Raw genomic sequence first — 21186 nt, 5'->3', positions numbered from 1 at the left:
TGAGGGCGAGTGAGTGCGGGGCCGGGTGCATGCGAGGCCCGGCGTCCCGGGCGGAGGCGGCTTCGTCGTGCGAACGGACTGCTGCGAACGGACGGAAGTCGTGTGAACGGACTGCAAGTCGTGCGAACGGAATACCCTCCGCACCTGTCACGTTGTGGCACCCGAGGGGGTGCTCGGCCCCCCCTACGGGACCCGTTCGACCGTCCCTTACGGAATGCGAGCGGAAAGGGTGCGGCCCGGTCCGCGTCAGGCGGCGGTGCGCGTCGGCCGGCCGTCCGCGTCGGCCGGCGGTCCGCCTCAGGCGGTGAGCGGCGCGGCGGCTTCGTCGACGGCGGTGCGCAGGTCGGGGTAGACCTCGAAGAGGCGGCGGACACCGAGCGCGGCGAGCACCCGGTTGACGTGCGAACCGTCCACGGCGCCCTGCGCCGGGAGGATCAGCCGCAGCCGTCCCTGACAGGAGCGCATCAGCCGGCGGGCGGCGATCAGCACCCCGACGCCGCTGGAATCGCAGAACCTCACCTCGGAGAGATCGAGCACGAGGGAGCGCCGGCCGTCGGCCACCGCATCGTGCACGTGCTGGCGCACCGCAGGCGACGTGACCAGGTCCATCTCACCGGAGACCTGCAGTACGGCCCAGGGGCCCTTTTCGTCTTCTGCCACCTTCAACGACACGCGCTCGAAGCCTTTCGCTCGCTTTCGTACCGGATGATCCCGGTGATGTCCGGAACTCACCCTTCCCCGCCTCGACTGCCCGGCCTCTCTCCCCTGAAACACCTGGGAACCCTTGGCGCAACGGGCCGTCCCGCCCAAGGCTATGCCCAGGCGCCCCCTGCCTTTCGCCGACATCCGGTCACACACGGATAACACATACCGCTGAGCGGACAAGAACGATCCGCATCGATCCGCTTCGATCGGGCAGTATCGCCACAAAGCGAGGGCTTCCGGCACACCCGGCTCTTACCATTCCCGTCCCGCCCCGGGCTCGGTTTGCCGCAAAGGAGCGTGCGTTGTCGGACCCGCGCATTACATTCGAGGGCACGGCGGGCCTGTGAGGGTGCACACAGGTCCGGGAGCGGGTGCAGGAGCGACGGCTGAGGTGTGAGCCCGAGGCGGCGGGCAGGGATGAGGACCCCATGGGACACGACGCGTCACCGCGTTGGGACAGGCGCATGCAACAGCGGCTCACCCACGGCGAAGCCGCCGCGCTCGGCGAGGTCTACGACCGCTTCGCCTCTTTGGTGCACAGCCTCGCCCACCGCGTCCTGGACGACGAGGACGCCGCCGACCGCGTCACCCGCGAAGTGTTCGCCTACGTCTGGGAGCACCCGGATTCCTACGACCCCAAGCAGGGCACCCTGCGTTCCTGGGTCGCCGCGGTCACCCGCCATCAGGCCGTCCAGCGGCTGCGCCAGACCGAGGCCGCCTCGGCGCGCGACGGCGGGGCCGAGGCCCCCGAGCCCGCCGAGATAGAGCAGAAGATCCACGAGGCCTCCACCGCCGCCCGCGCCGACTACATCGTCACGTCCATGCCCGCGCCCCTGCGGGCCGCCCTGGAGCTGGCGTACTTCCAGCGCCGGGACTACCGCCAGACCGCCGCCGACCTGGGCGTCACGGAGGACGAGGCCCGGCGCCGGCTCCGTCTGGGGTTGCAGCTGCTGTCCACCGCCCGCACCCACCAGGCCCTGCCGCCGGCCCGCCGCGCCGCGCACCCGGCACCCACCGCCCGCGCCCCGCACGCTCCCCGCGGCCCGCGCCCGCCGCACTCCCCGTACACCGGCCCGGGGGCCTCCGCGCCGCCCGGCCCGGGCCATGGACGGTCACTGTGAACGGCCCGGACGAGTGGGACGAGCGCGAACTGCCCGACAGCCCCGGCGAACGGCCGCGGATACCGTCACCGCGCTCCGCCGCCGAGGACCTCGGCCCGCTCCCGGACCCCGCGCCGCTGCCCGTCGCCGAGCCGGACGCCCCCGCCGGCACCTTCCCCGCCCCGGAGGCCGGGGACGGGACCGAGCCGCCCGTGGCACCCGTGATCATTCCCGCCCCGGCCGGCGCCCCACCACACCGGATCCTCAAGTCGCTGCTCGGCGCCTGGGCGCTGGCGGCCTGCTCCGCCGAGGAGACCGCCGCTGTCGAGGCGCATCTGACCGACTGCGCCTCCTGCGCGGACGAAGCGCTGCGGCTGCGCGAGGCCGTCGGGCTGCTGCATCCCGCCGACAGCCTCGATCTCGATCCGCTGCTGCGCTCGCGGGTACTGGAGGGCTGCCTGGGCCGTCGGCCGGCCCGTATCCCGGTGCCCGAATGGGCGACGCCGTACGACGCGGAGACCGCCAAGCTGGACGCGCTGCTGCGGGACATGGGCCCGGCGGAGTGGCGCGCCCCGGTGCGGCTGCGCTGGTTCGAGGGCGAGCGCCCCGTCGAGCGGGAGACCACCGTCGCCGGTGTCATGGGCCATCTGATGGCGGTGGACGGCCTGGTCGCGACGGCGCTCGGGCTGACCGACCCGCTCGGCACCGCCGCCCCGCCGGGCGCCCCGGATCCCCTCATCCGCACGGAAACGTTCTGGCGGGCGGCGGACGAGAAGCAGAGTCCGCTCGCCACCCACGGCCCGTGGCGCGACCAGAGCAGCGCGCTGATCCGCCAGGTGTCGTTCGCCGGCACCAAGGTCGCCGAACTCGCCGTGCCGTACGGCGAGTTCCGGCTCCCGCTGCGTGACTCGTTCCTGGACCGCGCCTTCGAGTGCTGGGTGCACGCCGGCGACATCGCCGAGGCCGTGGACTATCCGTACGAGCCACCGGCCGCCGGCGGGCCGGGCTCGCCGCGCCGCCGCAGCGGCTGGTCGAGGCGGGCGCCCCGGGCCGCACCCTCCATCTGGAGGTCGAGGGCAACGGCGGCGGCCACTGGTACATAGCGCTGGACTCACCGGCAGCCCTTGGCACCCCGGAACACACCGTCGCCCACATCGCCCTGGACAGTGCCGAGTTCTGCCAGCTGGCCGCCGGCCACATCTCCCCCGAGGAGGCCGCCGCGGGCCAGCTCGGCGAACGCGACGCGATCCGCGAGGTCCTTTTCGCGACGGCTTCGCTCTCCCGGCTTTAGGGCTGGCTGGTGCTGGTTTGCGCTGGCCAGTAGGGGGCGGTCAGGCCGCTGGGGCTCGCCAGTAAGGGGCGGTCGAACGGGTCCCTTAGGGGGGCCGAGCGCCCCCTCGGGGCCACAACGTGGGAGGTGCGGAGGGTATTCCGTGCCGAGGGCATTCAGCGGCGCCGGAAAGCCACCCTCAGGCAAACACCACAGTCCGGCTGCCGTTGAGGAGGACCCGGCGCTCGCTGTGCCACTTCACGGCCCGGGCCAGCGCCTGGCACTCGACGTCGCGGCCGATCGCCACCAGCTGGTCCGGGGTGACCTCGTGGCCGACCCGCTCGACCTCCTGCTCGATGATCGGGCCCTCGTCGAGGTCCGCGGTGACGTAGTGCGCGGTGGCACCGATGAGCTTGACGCCGCGGGCGTGGGCCTGGTGGTACGGCTTGGCGCCCTTGAAGCTCGGGAGGAAGGAGTGGTGGATGTTGATGATCCGGCCGGACAGCGCCTTGCACAGATCGTCGGAGAGCACCTGCATGTAGCGGGCGAGGACCACCAGCTCGACCCGCTCGGCATCGACCAGCTCCAGCAGCCGCGCCTCGGCCTCGGCCTTGGTGTCGCGGGTGACCGGAATGTGATGGAACGGGATGTTGTACGAGCCGACCAGTTCGGCGAAGTCCTTGTGGTTGGAGACCACGGCCGCGATCTCGACCGGCAGCGCGCCGATCCGGGAGCGGAAGAGCAGGTCGTTGAGGCAGTGCCCGAACTTGGACACCATCAGGATGATCCGCATCTTCTCGTCGGCCCGGTGGATCTGCCAGTCCATGCCGAAGGAGTCACCCACCGCCGCGAAGCTGGCCCGCAGCTTGTCGACGCTCACCGAGGCGTCCGCGCTGAAGTGGACCCGCATGAAGAACAGCCCGGTGTCCCGGTCGCCGAACTGCTGGCTGTCCTCGATGTTGCAGCCGGTGATGAAGAGGTAGCTGGATACGGCATGCACGATCCCCTGCTTGTCCGGGCAGGACAGCGTGAGGACGTACTGATCGTTCTGACCGTTCCGATCGTGCTGACCGGGCTGGGTGGGCTGCGACTCGCTCATGACCTCATAGGGTCGCACACCTGTCGGGCAGCTCAGGCCGGGGCGTCCGCCTGACCGGTCATGATGGCCAGTACCTCCAGCGAGCGGGGCACGGTATCGGGGTCCTCACCGTCCGCCGTCGCCAGCTGCACATGGGCCTCCCGGGCCGCGCGGACGGCCTCCGGCCAGCCCTGGTGCTCCATGTACGCGGCGACCGGAGCGTCCGCGCCGACCTGGTGCATGATCCGCAGCACCCGCAGCACGGCGGCGTCGACGAGCTGGGCCTCCTGGCTGTCCCGGAAGATCGTGCCGACGTACTTCTCGGCGGACCAGTTGTCCAGCCAGGTGTCCTCGACGAGCCGGTAGACGGCGTCGGTGACATCGCCGTAGCCGGGCCGGCCGGCGAGCCAGGCCTCCTGCTGGAAGGCGGGGTCGGAGAGCATGTGCAGCGCGGAGCGCACATTGCTGCGCCAGCGCCACCACGGCATGTCGTTGAGCGGCATACCGCCCATGGTGGTGGAGCGGCGGCCACGACGGGAAGACTTCTCCGAACCTTGCACAGTATTGGATCGTACGTTCCGGTCAGGTGATCTCAAGCAGCCCCCCGGAGTTCACCTCAGCGTCACCTTCCCGTGCCATTTCGTCACTCACCCGTTCCGGGCAGGACGGAAGGCTGCGGTGCCATGACCGGACGGCGACGCCTTACACCCCGCCCCTTTTCCCGTGCGCGTGTGATCCCGATCGCTTCGGCGGCGGCATGTACGGCGGTCATAGGGTCCCTGCTCGCGGGCTGCGGCTCGCTTCCCGGCACCGGGGATTCCGGCGAGAAGGATCCGATCACGGTGATGACCTGGGCGCCCGAGGACACCAAGGCGACCAATATGCCGGGTATGCCGGCCATGGCGGAGGCCTACGCCCGCTGGGTCAACTCCCGCGGCGGCATCAGGGGCCACCACCTGCGGGTGCTGACCTGCAACGAGCGCAATGACTCGGTGTACGCCGCGCAGTGCGCGCAGCGCGCCGTGGACGAGGGCGCGGTCGCCGTCGTCGGCTCGTACAGCCAGTTCGGCCGCGCGTTCATGTCGCCGCTGGAGGTCAAGGGCATCCCCTTCATCGGCGGCTACGGCGCCTCGGACGAGGAGTTCGAGAGTCCGCTGTCCTACCCCGTCAACGGCGGCCAGGCGTCCCTGCTCGCGGGCAACGGCCGCCAGCTGGCCGGCGACTGCAAGCGCGTCGCGCTGGTCCGCCCGGACACCATCCAGGGCGACCAGATGCCCTCGCTGCTCAACTCCGGCCTGACGAGCGGCCATCGGCAGCCGGCCAAGGACATCAAGGCGCCCGAGGACGGGACCGACTACTCGTCCGAGGTGAACCGCGCGCTGGACGGGGTGCACGCCGACCCGGCCGTCTACGGCTCGCCCAAGGCCGGCGGGAAGGCGGACGGCGCGTGCGTGAGCGCCTCGCTCGGCGACCACACCGACGCGTTCTTCGACTCCTTCCGGCGGCTCCAGGAGGACAACCTCCGGGTGCGGGTCGCCTCCGTCCTGGGCAGCGTCGGCCAGTCGCTGGTGAACCGTACGGGCGGCTCGGCCGGGCCGCTGGAGGGCGCGGACATCACCGGCTGGTACCCGGTCGCCAGCGATCACCGCTGGGACCCGATGCGCAAGGTCATCACCGACTTCGCCTTCGACGACAACCGCATCGACCCGGCCGACCAGGGCGTCCAGACCACCTGGATCGCCTACACCGTGCTGCGCTCGCTCGTCGAACAGCTCGACGACCAGGGCACCGAGGACATCACCTCACACGCCCTCCAGAAGGCGCTGGACCGCGGGGACCGCGCCGTCGACACCGGCGGGCTGACCCCCAAGCTGCGCTGGCGCGACGAGGACATGCTCGCCGTCCAGGACTTCCCGCGCATCGTGAACGGGACGGTGACCTACCAGGTCGTACGGGACGGCGAGTTGGCCGCCGCCCGGCAGGGCTTCGTGAACGTCACCAGCACGCTGGAGCGGCGGCCCTCCGACGACTGAGCGGGACGGGGCGGGCCGCCCGGCGGGGCCCGCCCCCGCCGGCGGCTCAGAGCTGCTCGGGACGGCGCTCCGTCAGCCCGTACTTCTGCGCGAGCGGGTTCCAGATCTGGGCCGCCTGCCGCTTGGCCTGGGTCGCCTGGCCGCTGGCCACATTGCCCTGGGCGGCCTGCCCGGTGCCGCGGGCCCGGCCCTTGTGGCAGCCCTTCTTGCCGCCGACCTGGCCGGCCCAGGCCGCGTAGTGGTTGTCCGCGGCGGCCGAGGACTGCCAGGCCTTGGTGAGGGCAGCGGTCAGCCGGGCGTGATCGGGGATCTTGTCGACGGAGAGCTGCTGCAGCCGCTTCACCAGGTCGTTGCGCTGCCCGGCCGCGGACCGCAGGTCCTTGGCCGCGCCGTCGAGGTTGCTGCACGTCTTGATGCTGTTGACGGCGCCGATCACGGAGGAGCGGCTGTTGTTGCTGTCGCCCAGCAGCGCGTCCAGGTCCTTGGCCTGCGCCTGGGCGGGGTCGGCGGACGGCTTCGGCTGCTCCGACGTCTTCGCCGTCTTGGACGCACCGGCCCCGGAGTCCTGCTTGGCACCCTCGTCGCTGCTGCTGCCGCTCAGCGCCCAGCCGATGCCGAGGCCGGCGCCGAGGAGCGCCACGATGCCGATGCCGATGAGCGCGGCCGTGGGGAGCCGGCGGCGCCCGCCGTCGTCGTCGTACGGGGCCGGCTGGTCGTAGCCGCCGGCCGGCGGGAACTGCTGCCCGTACTGCTGCTGGGGCGGCTGGCCGTACGGCGGGCGGCCCGGGTCCTCGAAGCGCGGCAGCTGCGCCGTGGAGTCCGGTGCCCCGGCCGCTCCGGACGTCCCCGGACCGTCGCGGAAGAGGCCCTCGAACTCGGCGGGCGTGGGGCGGTCACCGGGCGCGCCGGGGCGGACGCCGTACGGGGCGCCGGGCGGCGGGGGCGGTGCGCCGGCACCCACCGGCGGGATGAGCTGGGTGGCCTCGCCGTCGCCCGCACTCTGGGCGCCGGGCATCGGCTGGGCGGCGCCCTGGGGGCCGCCCTGCATCGGCTTGATCGCGCGCAGCATGGTGGTGGACTCGTCGGGCGTCTCGGGCCGGGAGCGCGCCTCGGGCGGCAGCGGCGCGGCGCCGCCCGACTGCCCGCCTATGGGGGGAATCAGCGCGGTGGCCTCGGCATCGCCCGAGGCGGGCGGCAGCGGAGCCCCGGTCTGCGGGGTCGCCTTCACCAGCGCGCCGGACGGGTCCTGGGGCTGCTGGCCGTACGGCTGCTGGGGCTGGGCCTGCGGGGGCTGTTGCCCCTGTGCGGGCTGCTGGCCCTGCGGAGGCTGCTGCCCGTATCCCTGCTGGGGCGGCTGCTGGCCGGCGTCGTAGGGCTGTTGTCCCGCCGGCGGCAGTGCACCCTGCTGCGGCATCGCGGGCGGGGGCGGCACCGGCGACTGCCCCTGGGGCGGTGCCGGGAAGCCCTGACCGCCCTGCGGCTGCCCCTGCGGTGCGGGGTAACCCTGCTGTGGATCTTGGCCGAAACTCTGCTGGTGATCCTGGCCGTAACCCTGCGGCTGCTCCTGGCCGTACGCCTGCGGCTGCCCCTGGGCGGGTGCCGCGCCGTACGGCTGGGGGGCGAGGGCGTCCTGCTGACCGGGCCCCCAGGGCTGGCCCCACGGCTGGCCGGACGCCGGCGCGGCCTGCTGGTCGGGCACCCACTGCTCACCGTTGGCGGGCAGCACAATGCCCTCTCGGGCGGGACCGGCCGCAGAATTCTGCGGGTCGTGCCCCTGTCCGCTCTGCGTCACCGTGACTCCTACCAACGTGCAGACTTACCGAATCGACGGCTGCACGCTACCGGGTCGCAGCAACGTTCGACCACGTCGCCTGGTCACACCCCCGCCCGCCCCGGAACGCCGCGGGCGGACCGCACCCACCGGCCCGCCCACGCCGCACGACAAACCCGACTCCGCACGACAAATACTGCCGCCAACCCCGTACGAGGCGTTGCTCACGCCGCGGCGGCCCGCAGCTCCAGTCGTGCACTGAACTCCCTGACGACGGGTTCGTCGCGGTACGGCTCCAGCCGCAGCTGGAAGTCCTCCAGATACTCCGCGCCCCGGTCCGAGCGCAGCGCGCCGAGCAGCTCCACCGCCTGCGTTCCCGTGTGGCAGGCCTGCTCCACCTCGCGCTGTTGCGCCTGGGCGCCGGCCAGCAGCAGCAGACCGATGGCCCGGCGCCGCGCCCGGCCCTCCGGATGCCCGTCCAGCGCCTCCTGCGCACGCTGTCCGGCCGGCCCCGGCTGCCCCAGGTCCCGGTGGCAGTGGGCGAGTTCATCGGCCAGATAGGCCTGGTCGAAGTGGGCGATCCAGACCGGGTCGTCGCCCGCGTCGGCGGCCGCCTCGGCCCGCTCCATCGCGGCGACAGCCCGGCCGGCCACCGCCTGGAAGGCCCGGCCGTCGCCCATCAGCGCATGTCCGCGCGCCTCCGCCGCGCAGAACATCGCCTCCGCACGCGGGGTCACATGGCCGCGGGCGCCTTCCTGGGCGGCGCGGGCGAGCTGGGCGATCTCGCGCGGATTGCCGAGCGAGGCGGCGAGATGGCTCATGCTCGCGGCCAGGACGTAGCCGCCGTAGCCGCGGTCGCCGGCCGCCTGGGCCAGCCGCAGCGCCTGGATGTAGTAGCGCTGGGCGAGGCCCGGCTGGCCGGTGTCGACGGCCATGTAGCCGCCCAGCTCCGTCAACCGCGCGACGGCGGCGAAGAGTTCACGCCCCACCGACTCGCGGTAGGAGCCGGCGAGCAGCCCCGAGACGACGCTGTTGAGGTAGTGCACGACGACCGGCCGGACATGCCCGGCGCCGAAGCGGTGGTCGAGTTCGCTGAGCGCCGAGGTCATCGCGCGGACCGCCTCGACGTCCGAGACCCCGACGCGGGCCCCGGCGTTCCGGGCGACCTGGACGTCGGCGCCGGTGATCAGCCAGTCGCGGCTGGGCTCCACCAGCGCGGAGGCCGCGACCGTGGAGCCGCTGAGGAAGTCGCGCCGCCCGACGTCGCTGCGCCACAGCTCGCAGACCTGCTCGATCGCCCCGAGGACGGTCGGCGAGAACTGCAGTCCCACCCCGGAGGCGAGGTTCTTGCCGTCGGCCATCCCGATCTCGTCGATGGTGACCGTGCGCCCCAGCTTGCGGCCCAGCGCCTCGGCGATGACGGCCGGAGCCCGCCCCCGCGGCTGCTGCCCGCGCAGCCACCGGGCCACGGAGGTCTTGTCGTAGCGGAGGTCGAGACCGTGCTCCGCACCGCACATGTTGACGCGGCGGGCGAGGCCCGCGTTGGAGCAGGCGGCTTCCTGGATCAGCGACTGGAGCCGTTCGTTGGGCTGCCGTGCGACGAGTGGCCTGGCGGCCATGCTGGTACCCCCTGAGTACTGCTGCGCGCGTTCACCGACGAACGCCGTTCCCCGTGATCGATTCCCCAGGCATATCCCGGATATCCGAGAGTTCCGTGATATGCGCGATAAGTGGGATCAGAGCGGTACGTACCGTTCCGAGGATGCGCGGTTGTGCGCGGTTCGTGAGCGGTGGTGGATCCGGTTCGTGCGTCCTCGGTGCGTGGCGCTCGTTCACGAGTGGGCTGGTGCCCGATGTCCGTACGCAGCTCGCGGCGCCGCCGTGCCGGGCTCCCCCGGTATCCACGTCGGCCTGCCGCCGGGCGGCCTCTCCGCCCGGCACGCAGGTGGCTACCCGCTCGCCGGTCCCCGCCCGCACACGCGCCCCCACCGGTGCTCCCATGCGCCCCACATGCGGGAACGATGCGCCCCGGACGTCAGCCATTTGGGCGTAACCCTTGGTCACAACGGGAGTTGTCCTGGGCGTGGAAAAGACCATCGGAGTCACAGGAGCCCCGCTGCTCCCCGCGCAGCGCGGCGAGCAGCTGCTGGACACTGCGGTGCGTTATGCGGAGGAGCGGCACTGGGACGTGTTCCCCGGCGCATGGCTGGAGCACGACGGCCGGACGCCGCGCTGCTCGTGCCGCGCCCACGACTGCGCTGCGCCCGGCGCGCATCCCGCCGCGCCCGGCTGGGCCGGCGAGGCCACCGGCAGCGCGAGCGCCGTCCGCCGGCTGTGGAGCAGCCGGCCGCTGGCCTCGATCCTGCTGCCGACCGGCCGGACCTTCGAGGCGCTGGAGGTGCCCGAGACCGCGGGCTGTCTGGCGCTGGCCCGCATGGAGCGGATGGGGCTGCCGGCCGGCCCCGTGCTGCGCACCCCCGACCGCCGGATGCTCTTCCTCGTCCTCCCCGGCGCCTCGGCGAAGGTGCCCGCTCTCGTCCGGGCGCTGGGCTGGGTGCCGGCCGCGCTCGATCTGATCTGCCGCGGCGAGGGCGAGTACATCGCCGCGCCACCGACCCGGGTGGGCGCACACGGCGTCGTGCAGTGGGCCCGCCGCCCCACCGCCGCGAACCGCTGGCTGCCGGACGCGGAGGAGCTGATCAGCCCGCTCGGCTACGCCTGTGCCCGGGAGGCGGTCGCGGCCCGGGCACGCTGACCCGCGGCCCGTTCCGTCCGCCGCGCCCCGACGCCCTCGCGGAACGGCTCCGTCCGGCACCCCGGCCGTATCGTGGGACGCCGGACGGGGGTCGGACCGGCCCCTGCGGGGACGTCGAAGGGCAGGACCGGTGGCGAACGAGCCGGAACACATCGAGGGGCGGGCCGAGACGGCACCGCCGCAGCACAGCACCGTCGCTCCGGGCGGGCCGGCCACGGCCCCCGGGGACGTCATGGCCGGTCCGCCCGCCGTCCGCATCCAGGGCCTGTGGAAGAAGTTCGGCGAGCAGACCGCCGTCCACGGCATCGATCTGACCCTGCCGGCCGGCCGCTTCATCGGACTGGTCGGCCCCAACGGCGCCGGCAAGACCACCACGCTGTCCATGGTGACCGGCCTGCTGCGGCCGGACGCGGGGACGGTCGAGATCGGCGGGCACGACGTCTGGCAGGACCCGGTGTCGGTCAAGTCCCGGATCGGGGTGCTGCCCGAGGGGCTACGGCTCTTCGAGCGGCTGTCGGGACGCGAACTCCTCAGCTACATGGGCCGGTTGCGCGGCCTGCCGGGTGACGAGGTCGACAAGCGGGCCGGGCAGCTGCTGGACGTGCTCGGCCTGTCCGGCGCCCAGCACAAGCTGGTGGTGGACTACTCCACCGGTATGCGCAAGAAGATCGGGCTGGCGGCCGCTCTGCTGCACAACCCCGAAATACTCTTCCTCGACGAGCCCTTCGAGGGCGTCGACCCGGTGTCGGCGCAGACCATCCGCGGCGTCCTGGAGCGCTACACCGCCTCCGGCGCCACCGTGATCTTCTCCAGCCATGTGATGGAGCTCGTCGAGTCGCTGTGCGACTGGGTCGCGGTGCTGGCCGCCGGGCGGATCCGGGCCGACGGGCCGCTCGCCGAGGTACGCGGTGCGGCGCCCTCGCTGCAGGACGCCTTCCTCGAACTCGTCGGTGCGCAGGACCGCGGCGCGGGCGCGGACCTGGACTGGCTGGGCGGAGGCCGCGCCCGATGAGCACCGCCTCCGCCGCGGCCGCCCGCCCCGCCGCCGCACCGTCCCTGACCGGCGTCTTCGTCCGGCTGAAGCTGTCGCTGCTGCGCAACGGGCTGCGCCAGTCGACCGGGCGCACCCTGGCGTATGTCGCCTCCATCGTCGTCGGCCTGCTGTTCGCCGGCGCCGTCGTGCTGGGGCTGACCGCGCTGCGCGGCAATGCGCACGCCGGTGCGCTGGCCGTCCTGCTCACCGGGATGCTCACCGTGGGCTGGGCGGTGATGCCGCTGTTCTTCCCCGGGAGCGACGAGACGCTCGATCCGACCCGGCTGGTCATGCTGCCGCTGCGGCCGCGGCCGCTGATCGTCTCGCTGCTGATGGCCTCGCTCGTCGGCATCGGCCCGGTGGTCACCCTCATGCTGGTGGCCGGCGCGGTGATCGCGGTCGCCGACGGCGCCCTCGCCGCGGTCGTGGGTGTCGTGGCCGCCGTCCTGGTGCTGTTGGTGTGCGTGGCGCTGGCGCGGGCCATCGCCACCGCCTCGGTCCGGCTGCTGACCAGCCGCCGCGGCCGCGATCTCGCCGTGCTGGGCGGGCTGTTCATCGCGCTCGGCGGGCAGGGCGTCAACATCGCCGCCCAGCGGCTGGGGCGGCCGGACGGCCTGTCCGTACTGGAACCGCTGGGCGAGGTGCTGCGCTGGCTGCCGCCGGCCTCCGCGCTCGGCGCCGTCGACGACGCCGGGCACGGGGCGTACGGGCGGGCGCTGGCCGGTCTGGCGCTGACCGCGCTGGCGCTCGCGCTGCTGCTGTGGTGGTGGCAGCGCACGCTGACCGCCCTGATGACCTCCCCGGACTCCTCCACCCTCCAGGCGCTGGAGAAGGACGGCGCCCGCCGGTCCGGCACCGGGGAACGTGGGCCGGCGCGGCTGCTGCCGGACGGCCGTACCGGCACCGTCATGCGCCGCTCGCTGCGCTACGCCTGGCGCGACCCCAAGTCGAAGATGGCCTGGGCCACCGCGCTCGGCGTCGGCCTGCTGGTCCCGATCGCCACCTCCGCGCAGGGCAACGGCAGCATGTACACCGCGTTTTCGGCCGCCGCGCTGCTCGGCTCGCAGATGTACAACCAGTTCGGGCAGGACACCTCGGCGTTCTGGATGGTCGCCTCGACGATCGCCACCCCGCGCGACGCCTATCAGGAGCTGCGGGCCCGCGCGTTGACGCTGGCGCTGGTGGCCGTCCCCTACGTCACGCTGGTCGTCGTCGGCGCCGCCGCACTCATCGGGCCGTGGTCGGACTTCATCGAGGTGTACGGCCTCTCGCTGGCCGTCCTGGGCGCGCTGCTGGCCACCGGGGCGATGTCGTCGGCGCTGTTCCCCTACTCGATCCCCTCGGAAGGCACCAAGAACGTCGCCCCGGGACAGGGCGCGATCGCGTGGTTCAGCCTCTTCGGCGGGGTCCTGGTCGCCGCGGTGCTGTGCAGCCCGCTGGTGGCGCTGACCGTCTGGCTGCACGTGGCGGGTCTGCACCAGCTGTTGTGGGTGCTGCTGCCGGCCGGGGCGGTCTACGGCGTGGGGCTCGCCGAGGCGGGCCTGCGGGTGGCGGCGCCCCGGGTGGCGACCCGGCTGCCGGAGATCCTGGGAGCGGTCAGCAAGGGCTGAGAGGCACGGCCGGCGAACCGGCCGGAGCCCCCGGCGGAACCGCCGCCGGGGGCGCTCAGCCCGGCATCGTGGCCGCGTGGAGAAACGGTTCGATGGCGGCGCACCAGGCGTCGGGTTGCTCCCAGGGGAGCAGATGCCCGGCGTCGGGGATTTCGGCGTAGGCGCCGCGCGGCAGCACCCGGACCATCTCCTGGGCCTCGGCGCGGCCCAGTTCGGCGTCGAGGCCGCGGACGACGAGGGCCGGGCAGGACACCTGGGCGAGCTCTTCCCAATGGGCATCGTGGACCCAGGTCTCCCGGGCGGTGAGCATCTGCCGGCGGGAGAAGACGGGCCGCCAGCCGTCGGCGCGCTCGGCCATCACCTCGGCGAAATACTCACCGCGGGCCGGCCGGGGCCGCTCCAGGGTCGGATCGTCCTCACCGAACCACTTGCGGACATCCGCGAGAGTCGCGAACGGCACCGGCCAGGACCGGAACCACTCGGTCCATTCGCGCTGCGAGGCCGCCCCCAGCGCCGACGCCCGCATGTCGCAGATCACCAGCGCGCTGACCAGATCCGGCCGCCGGGACGCTAACTGCCACGCCGTCAGGGCACCCATGGCATGCCCCACCAGGGCGACGGGGGCGAGGCCGAGCTGCTCGACGGCGGCGACGGCGTCATCGACGTATGCCTCGCGGTCATACGGCCCCACGGCGGGCTTCTCGCTGCGGCCGTGGCCCCGCTGGTCCAGGGCGACCGGGCGGTGGCGTGCGCTCAGCCGGCGGGCGGTGCCCGCCCAGTGCGAGGCGCGCCCCATCAGGCCATGGAGCAGCAGCACGCCCGGACGCTGCTCGGGCTCCTCCAGACCGCCGCCGGTCTTGGGCGGGTCGGTGAACTCCCAGGCGGCGAGACGCACGCCGCCTGCCCCTGCTACATCGATGCGTCGCACCATGTGCCCTGGCACCCCCAATCGTCCCGTGAGCACTTCCACACTATCGAACCCCTATTCGAACGCACCGCGTTGGCGCGGAATACCCCTCGTTCGAGTGACCTCACTCGGGGATTGGCCGCGCCCGCCACGGGGAGACATCTGCCGGGAGGCGGGCCCTACCGGGAAGGGGGCCCGTGGGGAAAGACCCTGAGAGCTCGGGGCTCCGGGTCTTGGGTGGGGGACATGGGGAGGCAGGGCCCCGGCTGCTCGCAGCGCCGGGGCCCTGACTGTTCCCACCACGAGTGGATGCATCCGACCCCCTCCCGGCCAGGACGAGCCGCTGCACGGCCATGCGTCAGCGTGACACGAGACCGGCCGTATCGCACGGATTCGCACAAGTCCGTTCAAGAGGCAAGAACTTGCCGAGCCCGCCGAACGGCGCGTCAGCGCAGCTCAGCGGGCTCGTCAAGGAAGAGCGGGCGGCGGTGCGAAAAGGAAAGAGTCTGAAACTGCTTTCAACGCTTGGCGACAAAGACATGCGAGGCGATCTCGGAGCCCAGCTCGGCGGCCTCACCGCTGCTGCCGACCAGCACCCCGGCCGGCGACTCCGTCACGCTCACCACCGCGCCCGGCTGCACACCGGCCCGGCGCAGGGTGTACATCAGCTGGGCGTCGGCCTGGATCGGCTCGCCGATCCGGCGCACCACGGCCGTCTTGCCGTCGGCCCCGGCGTCCAGGTCCATCAGGCTCACCATGCCGGCGTCGAGGAACGGGTCGACCTCGGACTTCTCGCCCAGCTCCGCCAGCCCGGGGATGGGGTTGCCGTACGGGGACTCCGTCGGGTGCCGCAGGAGCTCCAGGACGCGGCGCTCGACCGCCTCGCTCATGACGTGCTCCCAGCGGCAGGCCTCGGCGTGCACCTGCTCCCATTCGAGGCCGATGACGTCGACGAGCAGGCACTCGGCGAGGCGGTGCTTGCGCATCACCCGGGTCGCCAGCTGCCGGCCCTCTTCCGTGAGCTCCAGATGACGGTCGCCCGCGACCGTCAGCAGCCCGTCCCGCTCCATGCGCGCCACGGTCTGGCTCACCGTCGGGCCGCTCTGTTCGAGGCGCTCCGCGATGCGTGCGCGCATGGGGACCACACCTTCCTCTTCCAGCTCAAGGACGGTGCGGAGATACATCTCCGTGGTGTCGATCAGTCCTGACATGCGTGCCCCTTGATGTGTGGTGCGGTGGCCCTGCTCTCAATTCTGACGCATCCCGCTGACATCGGTGCCGCCTCGTGCGCGCCCGCGGGCCCTCGCCGCCGTGTTGACAGGGCACTGGTCCAGACCGCAACGTGATCCGCGCCACTGATCACAGACGCCGAGATTCCGACGAGATCCGACGAGAGGGGCCCGCGGCAATGGCTGAGAGCGACCGGAGCGACCGGCTGGCCGGGAACTACTTCGACGCCGCGATCGACCTGCTGCGACAGGTCCGCGACGCGGAGGGCGACCGGATCACCGCGGCCGGGTCGCTGCTCGCGGACGCCGTCGCGGCGGGCGGCCGGATCTTCTCCTTCGGCGCCGGCCACTCCTCGCTCCCCGCGCAGGACACGGTCTACCGCGCGGGCGGCCTGGCGGTCATGAATCTGCTGTCGGTCCCGGGTGTGGTGGGCGTGGACGTACGGCCGGCGACGCTCGGCAGCGCGCTGGAGCGGGTCGACGGGCTGGCCGCGGCGGTCCTGGACACCAGCCCCCTGGAGGCGGGCGATGTGCTGGTGATCATCTCGCTGTCGGGGCGCAACGCGCTGCCCGTGGAGATGGCGCTGCACGCCCGCGCCCTGGGGATCAAGGTCATCGGCGTGACGTCGGTGGCGTACGCGGAGGCCACCACGTCCCGGCACTCCTCCGGCGGCTTCCTCAAGGACCACTGCGACCTCGTACTGGACAGCCGGATCCCGGTCGGCGACGCGGAGCTGACGCTGCCCGGCATCGACGCGCCGTTCGCCCCCGCCTCCACGGTCGTCACCAGCGCGATCATGCAGGCCATGGTGGCGACGGCCGCGGGCACCCTCGCCGAGCGGGGCATCGACCCGCCGCTGCTGCGCTCCGGGAACGTCGACGGCGGCCACGACTGGAACGCCCGGGTGATGGGCGCCTACGCGGACCGGATCTTCTACCGGCAGTGAGCGGACGGCGCGCCGCCGAGCACCGCGGCGCCCGCGAGGTCGAGGGCCGCGGCGATCCGCGCCGCCACCTCCTCCGCGTAGTCCGCGTCCGCGCGGTCGAAGGGGCGGCGCGCGGGGGTCCGCAGAAACGTCGCGACGCCGAGGGTGCGGCCGCGGCTGCGCAGCGCCACACACAGGCCGTGCACGGTGCCGTCCGGCCAATGGCGGGCGGCCGCCCAGCCCTCGGGTGAGGCGGGTCCGGCGCCGGTACGCACCGAGCCGCGCCGCTCGTACGCCTGGAACACCGGATGGCGCGGCGCGTACGGCACCGGGACGCCGGTCGCCGGAAGCCGCTCGGCGGGGCCGGGCGCACCGGCCGGGGAGGCCAGCGTCCGTACCAGCCGGGGCCTGCCGTGGCGCGCACCGTGCCCGGCGTCCGCGCCGGGTGCGCCGCCCGGTGGCAGGCCGGTGCCGCCCGCCGCGTCCAGCCCGTCGCCGGCGTCGTACGCGTCGTCCTCGGCGACCGCCCCGTACGGCGCGGGCAGGGGCGTCGTGGCGAGGTCGACCAGGCCGTGGTCGGCGAAGCCCGCGAGGGCGAAGTCGAGGTGGACGGCGGCGGCCTCGGCCGGGTCCGGGCACTCCGCGGCCGCCCGTCCCGCCCGGTGGAGCTGACGGGCGCGGAACCGCAGCAGGGAACTCTCCTGCTCGGCGCGCTTGGTGTCCGTGACGTCCTGGAAGAGCCAGGCCACGCCCAGCGGCACCGGCTCCTCGGCCAGCGGGGAGGCCAGCCGGACGAAGCCGCTGCGCCAGCACCGGCGCGGGGATTCGGCTCCCTCGGAGCGGAGCGTCACCCACAGTTCGGCGGTGGCCGGCGGGGCGCCCTCGGCGAGGACGTGCTGCAGCGCGGACTCCAGCTCCTCGACGCCCTGCGCCAGCAGCTCGCCCAGGGGGCGCCCCAGCAGGGCGGTGCGCCCCACGCCCAGGATGCGGCCGGCGTGGGCGTTGACGACGGCGGGCCGCAGATCTGCGTCGATCAGCACCACGCCCCACGACGCGTCCTCGAACAGCGCCTCGGCCAGCGCGACGGAGCGCTCCAGGTCCAGCTGGGTGTGCACCTCGCTGAAGGCGCAGTACACGCCCACGACCCGGCCGCCGGGGCCGCGGATCGCGGAGCACTGGGTGCGGACGAGCACGCGGCGGCCGTCCTTGGTCAGCAGGGCGAACTCCTGCACCTGACGGCCCGGGGAGCGCATCGCGGCGGCGAGGGCGGACTCGATCCCGTCGGCGTCCTCCTTGCGGACCGCCCAGCCGGTCAGCCCCGTACGGCCGACGGCCTCGGCGGTGGTCCAGCCCAGGATGCGTTCCGCTTCGTGGTTCCAGTGGGTGACCGTGCCGTCCGCGGCGAAGGCGGCGAGGGCGGCGTCCATGCCGTCCAGGAGCGAGGCGAGCAGACCGGAGTCACGGGAGACGCCGGAGTCGTCGGTCTGCTCGGTGGCGCGGCGTGTCGGGGCCACCGGACCGGAGACACCGGGAGGGCCGGTCGGGCCGGAGACCCCGGAAAGGTCGGAAGAAGCTGACGAAGCAGTCACTGGCACCCCTCATGAACGCGGCCACACATGCTCCACCTGGGAACATTCAACTGGAACGTGACACAGCGCACCCGCGATTCAGGGAAATCGTTGCTTCCGGAAAATGTGGTTGTGTCGGGCGGACCGGCTTCCTAATGTGTGGAGCACACGAGAAGGGAGGTGGTTCGGCCAATGATTTCGCACCGGACGCGTGAGGTGGCTGCGGGCTAGCGGCCCGTCGCTTCACCGAAGTGCAGCGCCGGACCAGCGCATACTGCAGATGCGCAGCCGGCCAATCCCAAGCAGTCACCCGACCCGCGGGCTGCCGGTTCGTCCGACCGGCCCTTCGCGCCATCGAGCGCGGAGGAGGAAGCCCGCGGGTCGTCTGCGTGTGCAGCCACGGCCGCGGAGAGCCGGTACGGCCGGAAGACCGGGAGAGCCGGTACGGCCCCCGAGAACGGCAGCGGCGGAGAGCCGGTACGGCCCGAGGTGCATGCGCAGCCGCCCGCCGCCCCGGGCGCCCGTTTCAGGGCGCCAGCCGCTCCACTCGCCAGGCCCCGCCGGCCTCGCGGACGTACCGCAGCCGGTCGTGCAGCCGGTTGAGCCGGCCCTGCCAGAATTCGACCGTCTCGGCGGTGATCCGGTAGCCGCCCCAGTGCGGCGGCGCCGGCACCTGCTCGCCCTCCGGGTAGCGGGCCGCCAACTCCTCGTAGGCGTCCTCCAGTTCCTCCCGCGAGGCGATCGGGGCGGACTGGTCGCTGGCCCAGGCGCCCAGCTGGGAGCCGTGCGGGCGGGTGCGGAAGTAGGCGGCGGTCTCGTCCCGGCCGATGCGTCGTGCGGTGCCGGACACCACGACCTGGCGGGCGAGCGGGTGCCAGGGGAACAGCAGCGAAATGGCCGGATTTTCGGCGAGTTCACGCCCCTTGCGGCTGTTGTAGTTGGTGAAGAACACAAAGCCGCGGTCGTCGAACCCCTTGAGGAGCACGGTCCGCGAGCTCGGCCGGCCGGCGGCGTCCGCGGTCGAGACGACCATCGCGTTCGGCTCGTGCAGCCCGGCCACGGTCGCGTCCTTGAACCAGCGGGCGAACTGGTCGTAAGGGCCGGCGGCGAGATCGGACTCGGCGAGTCCCTCGGCGCGGTAGTGCGCACGCATGGAGGAAGGGTCGGGGTTCTCGGCGTGAGACGCGTCGGCTGGGTGCACGGCCTCATCTTGCAACATCACGCTCGGGCCGGTCAGCCGGGAGGGGCGGAAGTCTGCCCCTGGCCGACCGGCCGTAACCCTCCCGACGGCAAATCGACCGCTGTGCCGGTTCTCACGCTTCCCCGCAGGTGAGGGACCCGCCAAAATCATGGTCCGGCCCACTGTGGGCTCCGGACAGGGAGAGCTATCGTGTCCCGTCCGGCTGTATCGACGCACCACACCGCCGCACCACACCGCCGCACCGCACCGCCCGCCCGTGGCCGACCACCGCGGGCAGGACCCTCGCGTGACCCGTGCCCTGACAGGGCATCACCGGGGGGTGACCGGTTCGGACCGCGAGCTGCCAGCAGCCGCGTAACCGCACCGGCGCCGCACACCACGACCGCACGGCAGCCGCTCAGGAGCGCCTGCCGGCCCAGCTTGAGGAGCCGCCTGATGCCCGACTTCGTACCCGGACTCGAGGGAATCGTCGCGTTCGAGACGGAGATCGCCGAACCGGACAAGGAAGGCGGTGCGCTCCGCTATCGCGGGGTCGACATCGAAGAGCTCGTCGGTCAGGTGTCCTTCGGGAACGTCTGGGGGCTGCTGGTCGACGGGGCGTTCAACCCCGGTCTCCCGCCCGCCGAACCCTTCCCGATCCCGGTGCACTCCGGGGACATCCGGGTCGATGTACAGTCCGCGCTCGCCATGCTCGCGCCCGTGTGGGGCCTCAAACCGCTGCTGGACATCGACGAGGCGACGGCCCGAGACAACCTCGCCCGCGCCGCGGTGATGGCGCTGTCGTACGTCGCCCAGTCGGCGCGCGGGCAGGGCCTGCCGATGGTGCCGCAGAAGGAGATCGACAAGGCGGAGACCATCGTGGAGCGCTTCATGAAGCGCTGGCGCGGCGAGCCGGACCCCAAGCACGTCAAGGCCGTCGACGCCTACTGGACCTCGGCCGCCGAGCACGGCATGAACGCCTCCACCTTCACCGCCCGGGTCATCGCCTCCACGGGCGCGGACGTGGCGGCGGCGCTCTCCGGGGCGGTCGGCGCGATGTCCGGCCCGCTGCACGGCGGCGCGCCCTCCCGCGTCCTCGGCATGATCGAGGAGATCGAGCGGACCGGCGACGCCGGCGCGTACGTCCGCAAGGCGCTGGACCAGGGCGAGCGGCTGATGGGCTTCGGCCACCGCGTCTACCGCGCCGAGGACCCGCGGGCGCGGGTGCTGCGGCGCACCGCGAAGGAGCTGGCCGCCCCGCGCTTCGAGGTCGCCGAGGCGCTGGAGAAGGCCGCGCTGGAGGAGCTGCACAACCGCCGCCCCGACCGGGTGCTGGCCACCAACGTCGAGTTCTGGGCGGCCATCGTCCTGGACTTCGCCGAGGTCCCGGCGCACATGTTCACCTCGATGTTCACCTGCGCCCGGACGGCGGGGTGGAGCGCGCACATCCTGGAGCAGAAGCGGACGGGCCGACTGGTTCGGCCGTCGGCCCGGTACGTGGGGCCCGGGGCGCGCGGGCCGCGGGAGATCGACGGCTTCGAGGACATCTCCCCCCGCTGAGGCGGCCTTCGGCCGCCGAAGCCACGTGCCGCTGGCGCTTGGCCTTCCTTCCCACGTTGTCGGCCGTCCCGCCGTGGGTGTTGTTCGCCGTTGCGCTTTGCGGCGCGCCGCACGTTGTCGGCTGGCCCGCCGTGGGTGTTGTTCGCCGTTGCGCTTTGCGGCGCACCCCGACGTGGTCGGCTGGCCCGCCGCGGGGCTACTCGCCGTTGCGCCTGCGGCGGGGCTGGTTGCCGCTGCGCTGGCTGTTCGGCTGCGGGACCGGCCCTCCGGACTCCGTCCTGCGGTCCGCCCCCTCCCGTTGGGGGTGGAAGAAGACCGGTGGGGGCGGGCCTCATCCCTCGACTGCACGCAGACGACGGCCGGGGCCCGCCCCCACCGGCCTCTTTCCCACCCACTCACGGGAGGGGGCGGACCGCAGGACGGAGTCCGGAGGGCCGGTCCCGCAGCCGAACAGCCAGCGC

Annotated in this window: 16 protein-coding genes and 1 pseudogene; 8 read left to right on the top strand and 9 right to left on the bottom strand. The window is 73.2% G+C overall.

The window, feature by feature from the left end:
• Nucleotides 1-297 precede the first annotated feature (297 nt).
• On the bottom strand, nt 298-672 hold the full coding sequence (locus EST92_RS22500) for an STAS domain-containing protein (protein WP_129250304.1): 375 nt from the start codon (nt 670-672) through the stop codon (nt 298-300).
• A gap of 461 nt (nt 673-1133) precedes the next feature.
• Between EST92_RS22500 and EST92_RS22495 the strand changes: the two genes are divergently transcribed.
• Both EST92_RS22495 and EST92_RS22490 read left to right on the top strand, forming a co-directional pair.
• Nucleotides 1134-1826 (top strand): sigma-70 family RNA polymerase sigma factor, encoded by a 693-nt coding sequence (locus EST92_RS22495; protein WP_129282652.1) that lies wholly within the window; start codon nt 1134-1136, stop codon nt 1824-1826.
• Nucleotides 1823-3096: pseudogene (locus tag EST92_RS22490) on the top strand (zf-HC2 domain-containing protein). Before EST92_RS22495 ends, EST92_RS22490 begins: the two are co-directional and overlap by 4 nt.
• A 178-nt stretch (nt 3097-3274) precedes the next feature.
• Here EST92_RS22490 and purU read toward each other — a convergent pair.
• On the bottom strand, nt 3275-4174 hold the full coding sequence (purU, locus tag EST92_RS22485) for a formyltetrahydrofolate deformylase (protein WP_129282651.1): 900 nt from the start codon (nt 4172-4174) through the stop codon (nt 3275-3277).
• A 32-nt stretch (nt 4175-4206) separates the two neighbouring features.
• The gene (locus EST92_RS22480; protein WP_174244099.1) at nt 4207-4665 is read right to left on the bottom strand and encodes a hypothetical protein; all 459 of its coding nucleotides are present in this window, start codon (nt 4663-4665) and stop codon (nt 4207-4209) included.
• Nucleotides 4666-4836: 171 nt separating this feature from the next.
• On the opposite strand from EST92_RS22480, the gene EST92_RS22475 reads away from it, so the two are divergent.
• Complete coding sequence (locus EST92_RS22475) at nt 4837-6186, top strand: ABC transporter substrate-binding protein (protein WP_129282650.1); 1350 nt, start codon at nt 4837-4839, stop codon at nt 6184-6186.
• Nucleotides 6187-6232: 46 nt separating this feature from the next.
• On the opposite strand, the gene EST92_RS22470 is transcribed toward EST92_RS22475, so the two are convergent.
• Together EST92_RS22470 and EST92_RS22465 are read right to left on the bottom strand one after the other, a co-directional pair.
• Nucleotides 6233-7912 carry a hypothetical protein gene (locus EST92_RS22470; RefSeq protein ID WP_129282654.1) on the bottom strand — a complete coding sequence of 560 codons (1680 nt, stop codon included), beginning with the start codon at nt 7910-7912 and terminating at the stop codon, nt 6233-6235.
• A 269-nt stretch (nt 7913-8181) separates the two neighbouring features.
• Entirely contained in the window at nt 8182-9576 is a 1395-nt protein-coding gene (locus EST92_RS22465) for a transcriptional regulator (protein WP_129282649.1), read from the bottom strand.
• A gap of 464 nt (nt 9577-10040) precedes the next feature.
• On the opposite strand from EST92_RS22465, the gene EST92_RS22460 reads away from it, so the two are divergent.
• From EST92_RS22460 to EST92_RS22450, 3 genes are all read left to right on the top strand, one after another.
• Nucleotides 10041-10712, top strand: a complete 672-nt coding sequence (locus EST92_RS22460; protein ID WP_129282648.1) for a bifunctional DNA primase/polymerase — start codon at nt 10041-10043, stop codon at nt 10710-10712.
• Between the two features lie 232 nt (nt 10713-10944).
• On the top strand, nt 10945-11724 hold the full coding sequence (locus EST92_RS22455) for an ABC transporter ATP-binding protein (RefSeq protein ID WP_129282653.1): 780 nt from the start codon (nt 10945-10947) through the stop codon (nt 11722-11724).
• On the top strand, nt 11721-13355 hold the full coding sequence (locus EST92_RS22450; RefSeq protein ID WP_129282647.1) for a transporter: 1635 nt from the start codon (nt 11721-11723) through the stop codon (nt 13353-13355). Before EST92_RS22455 ends, EST92_RS22450 begins: the two co-directional genes overlap by 4 nt.
• A 55-nt stretch (nt 13356-13410) precedes the next feature.
• Here EST92_RS22450 and EST92_RS22445 read toward each other — a convergent pair whose 3' ends face one another.
• Entirely contained in the window at nt 13411-14286 is an 876-nt protein-coding gene (locus tag EST92_RS22445; protein ID WP_129282646.1) for an alpha/beta hydrolase, read from the bottom strand.
• Nucleotides 14287-14780: 494 nt separating this feature from the next.
• A complete protein-coding gene (locus EST92_RS22440) occupies nt 14781-15473 on the bottom strand; it encodes a metal-dependent transcriptional regulator (protein WP_093484695.1) in 693 nt (230 codons plus the stop codon).
• Between the two features lie 197 nt (nt 15474-15670).
• Between EST92_RS22440 and EST92_RS22435 the strand changes: the two genes are divergently transcribed.
• A complete protein-coding gene (locus tag EST92_RS22435) occupies nt 15671-16438 on the top strand; it encodes an SIS domain-containing protein (protein ID WP_129282645.1) in 768 nt (255 codons plus the stop codon).
• Here EST92_RS22435 and EST92_RS22430 read toward each other — a convergent pair.
• Entirely contained in the window at nt 16426-17931 is a 1506-nt protein-coding gene (locus tag EST92_RS22430) for a PAS domain-containing protein (RefSeq protein WP_129282644.1), read from the bottom strand. The genes EST92_RS22435 and EST92_RS22430 overlap by 13 nt on opposite strands.
• A gap of 580 nt (nt 17932-18511) precedes the next feature.
• Nucleotides 18512-19138, bottom strand: coding sequence for a pyridoxamine 5'-phosphate oxidase (pdxH, locus tag EST92_RS22425; RefSeq protein WP_129282643.1), 627 nt, complete (start codon nt 19136-19138; stop codon nt 18512-18514).
• Between the two features lie 483 nt (nt 19139-19621).
• On the opposite strand from pdxH, the gene EST92_RS22420 reads away from it, so the two are divergent.
• On the top strand, nt 19622-20725 hold the full coding sequence (locus EST92_RS22420; protein ID WP_174244098.1) for a citrate synthase 2: 1104 nt from the start codon (nt 19622-19624) through the stop codon (nt 20723-20725).
• Nucleotides 20726-21186 lie beyond the last annotated feature (461 nt).

Origin of the sequence: Streptomyces sp. TM32, from assembly GCF_004122755.1 — a bacterium.
In the GTDB taxonomy this organism is placed as follows: domain Bacteria; phylum Actinomycetota; class Actinomycetes; order Streptomycetales; family Streptomycetaceae; genus Streptomyces; species Streptomyces sioyaensis.
This window is presented reverse-complemented; position numbering and strand designations above follow the sequence as displayed.

What these genes read in the sequence shown, in the direction of transcription:
- EST92_RS22495 (WP_129282652.1), top strand. Translation starts at nt 1,134, where the DNA reads ATGGGACACGACGCGTCACCGCGTTGGGACAGGCGCATGCAACAGCGG.
- purU (WP_129282651.1), bottom strand. Translation starts at nt 4,174, where the DNA reads ATGAGCGAGTCGCAGCCCACCCAGCCCGGTCAGCACGATCGGAACGGT.
- EST92_RS22480 (WP_174244099.1), bottom strand. Translation starts at nt 4,665, where the DNA reads ATGGGCGGTATGCCGCTCAACGACATGCCGTGGTGGCGCTGGCGCAGC.
- EST92_RS22475 (WP_129282650.1), top strand. Translation starts at nt 4,837, where the DNA reads ATGACCGGACGGCGACGCCTTACACCCCGCCCCTTTTCCCGTGCGCGT.
- EST92_RS22465 (WP_129282649.1), bottom strand. Translation starts at nt 9,576, where the DNA reads ATGGCCGCCAGGCCACTCGTCGCACGGCAGCCCAACGAACGGCTCCAG.
- EST92_RS22455 (WP_129282653.1), top strand. Translation starts at nt 10,945, where the DNA reads ATGGCCGGTCCGCCCGCCGTCCGCATCCAGGGCCTGTGGAAGAAGTTC.
- EST92_RS22450 (WP_129282647.1), top strand. Translation starts at nt 11,721, where the DNA reads ATGAGCACCGCCTCCGCCGCGGCCGCCCGCCCCGCCGCCGCACCGTCC.
- EST92_RS22445 (WP_129282646.1), bottom strand. Translation starts at nt 14,286, where the DNA reads ATGGTGCGACGCATCGATGTAGCAGGGGCAGGCGGCGTGCGTCTCGCC.
- EST92_RS22440 (WP_093484695.1), bottom strand. Translation starts at nt 15,473, where the DNA reads ATGTCAGGACTGATCGACACCACGGAGATGTATCTCCGCACCGTCCTT.
- EST92_RS22435 (WP_129282645.1), top strand. Translation starts at nt 15,671, where the DNA reads ATGGCTGAGAGCGACCGGAGCGACCGGCTGGCCGGGAACTACTTCGAC.
- pdxH (WP_129282643.1), bottom strand. Translation starts at nt 19,138, where the DNA reads ATGCGTGCGCACTACCGCGCCGAGGGACTCGCCGAGTCCGATCTCGCC.
- EST92_RS22420 (WP_174244098.1), top strand. Translation starts at nt 19,622, where the DNA reads ATGCCCGACTTCGTACCCGGACTCGAGGGAATCGTCGCGTTCGAGACG.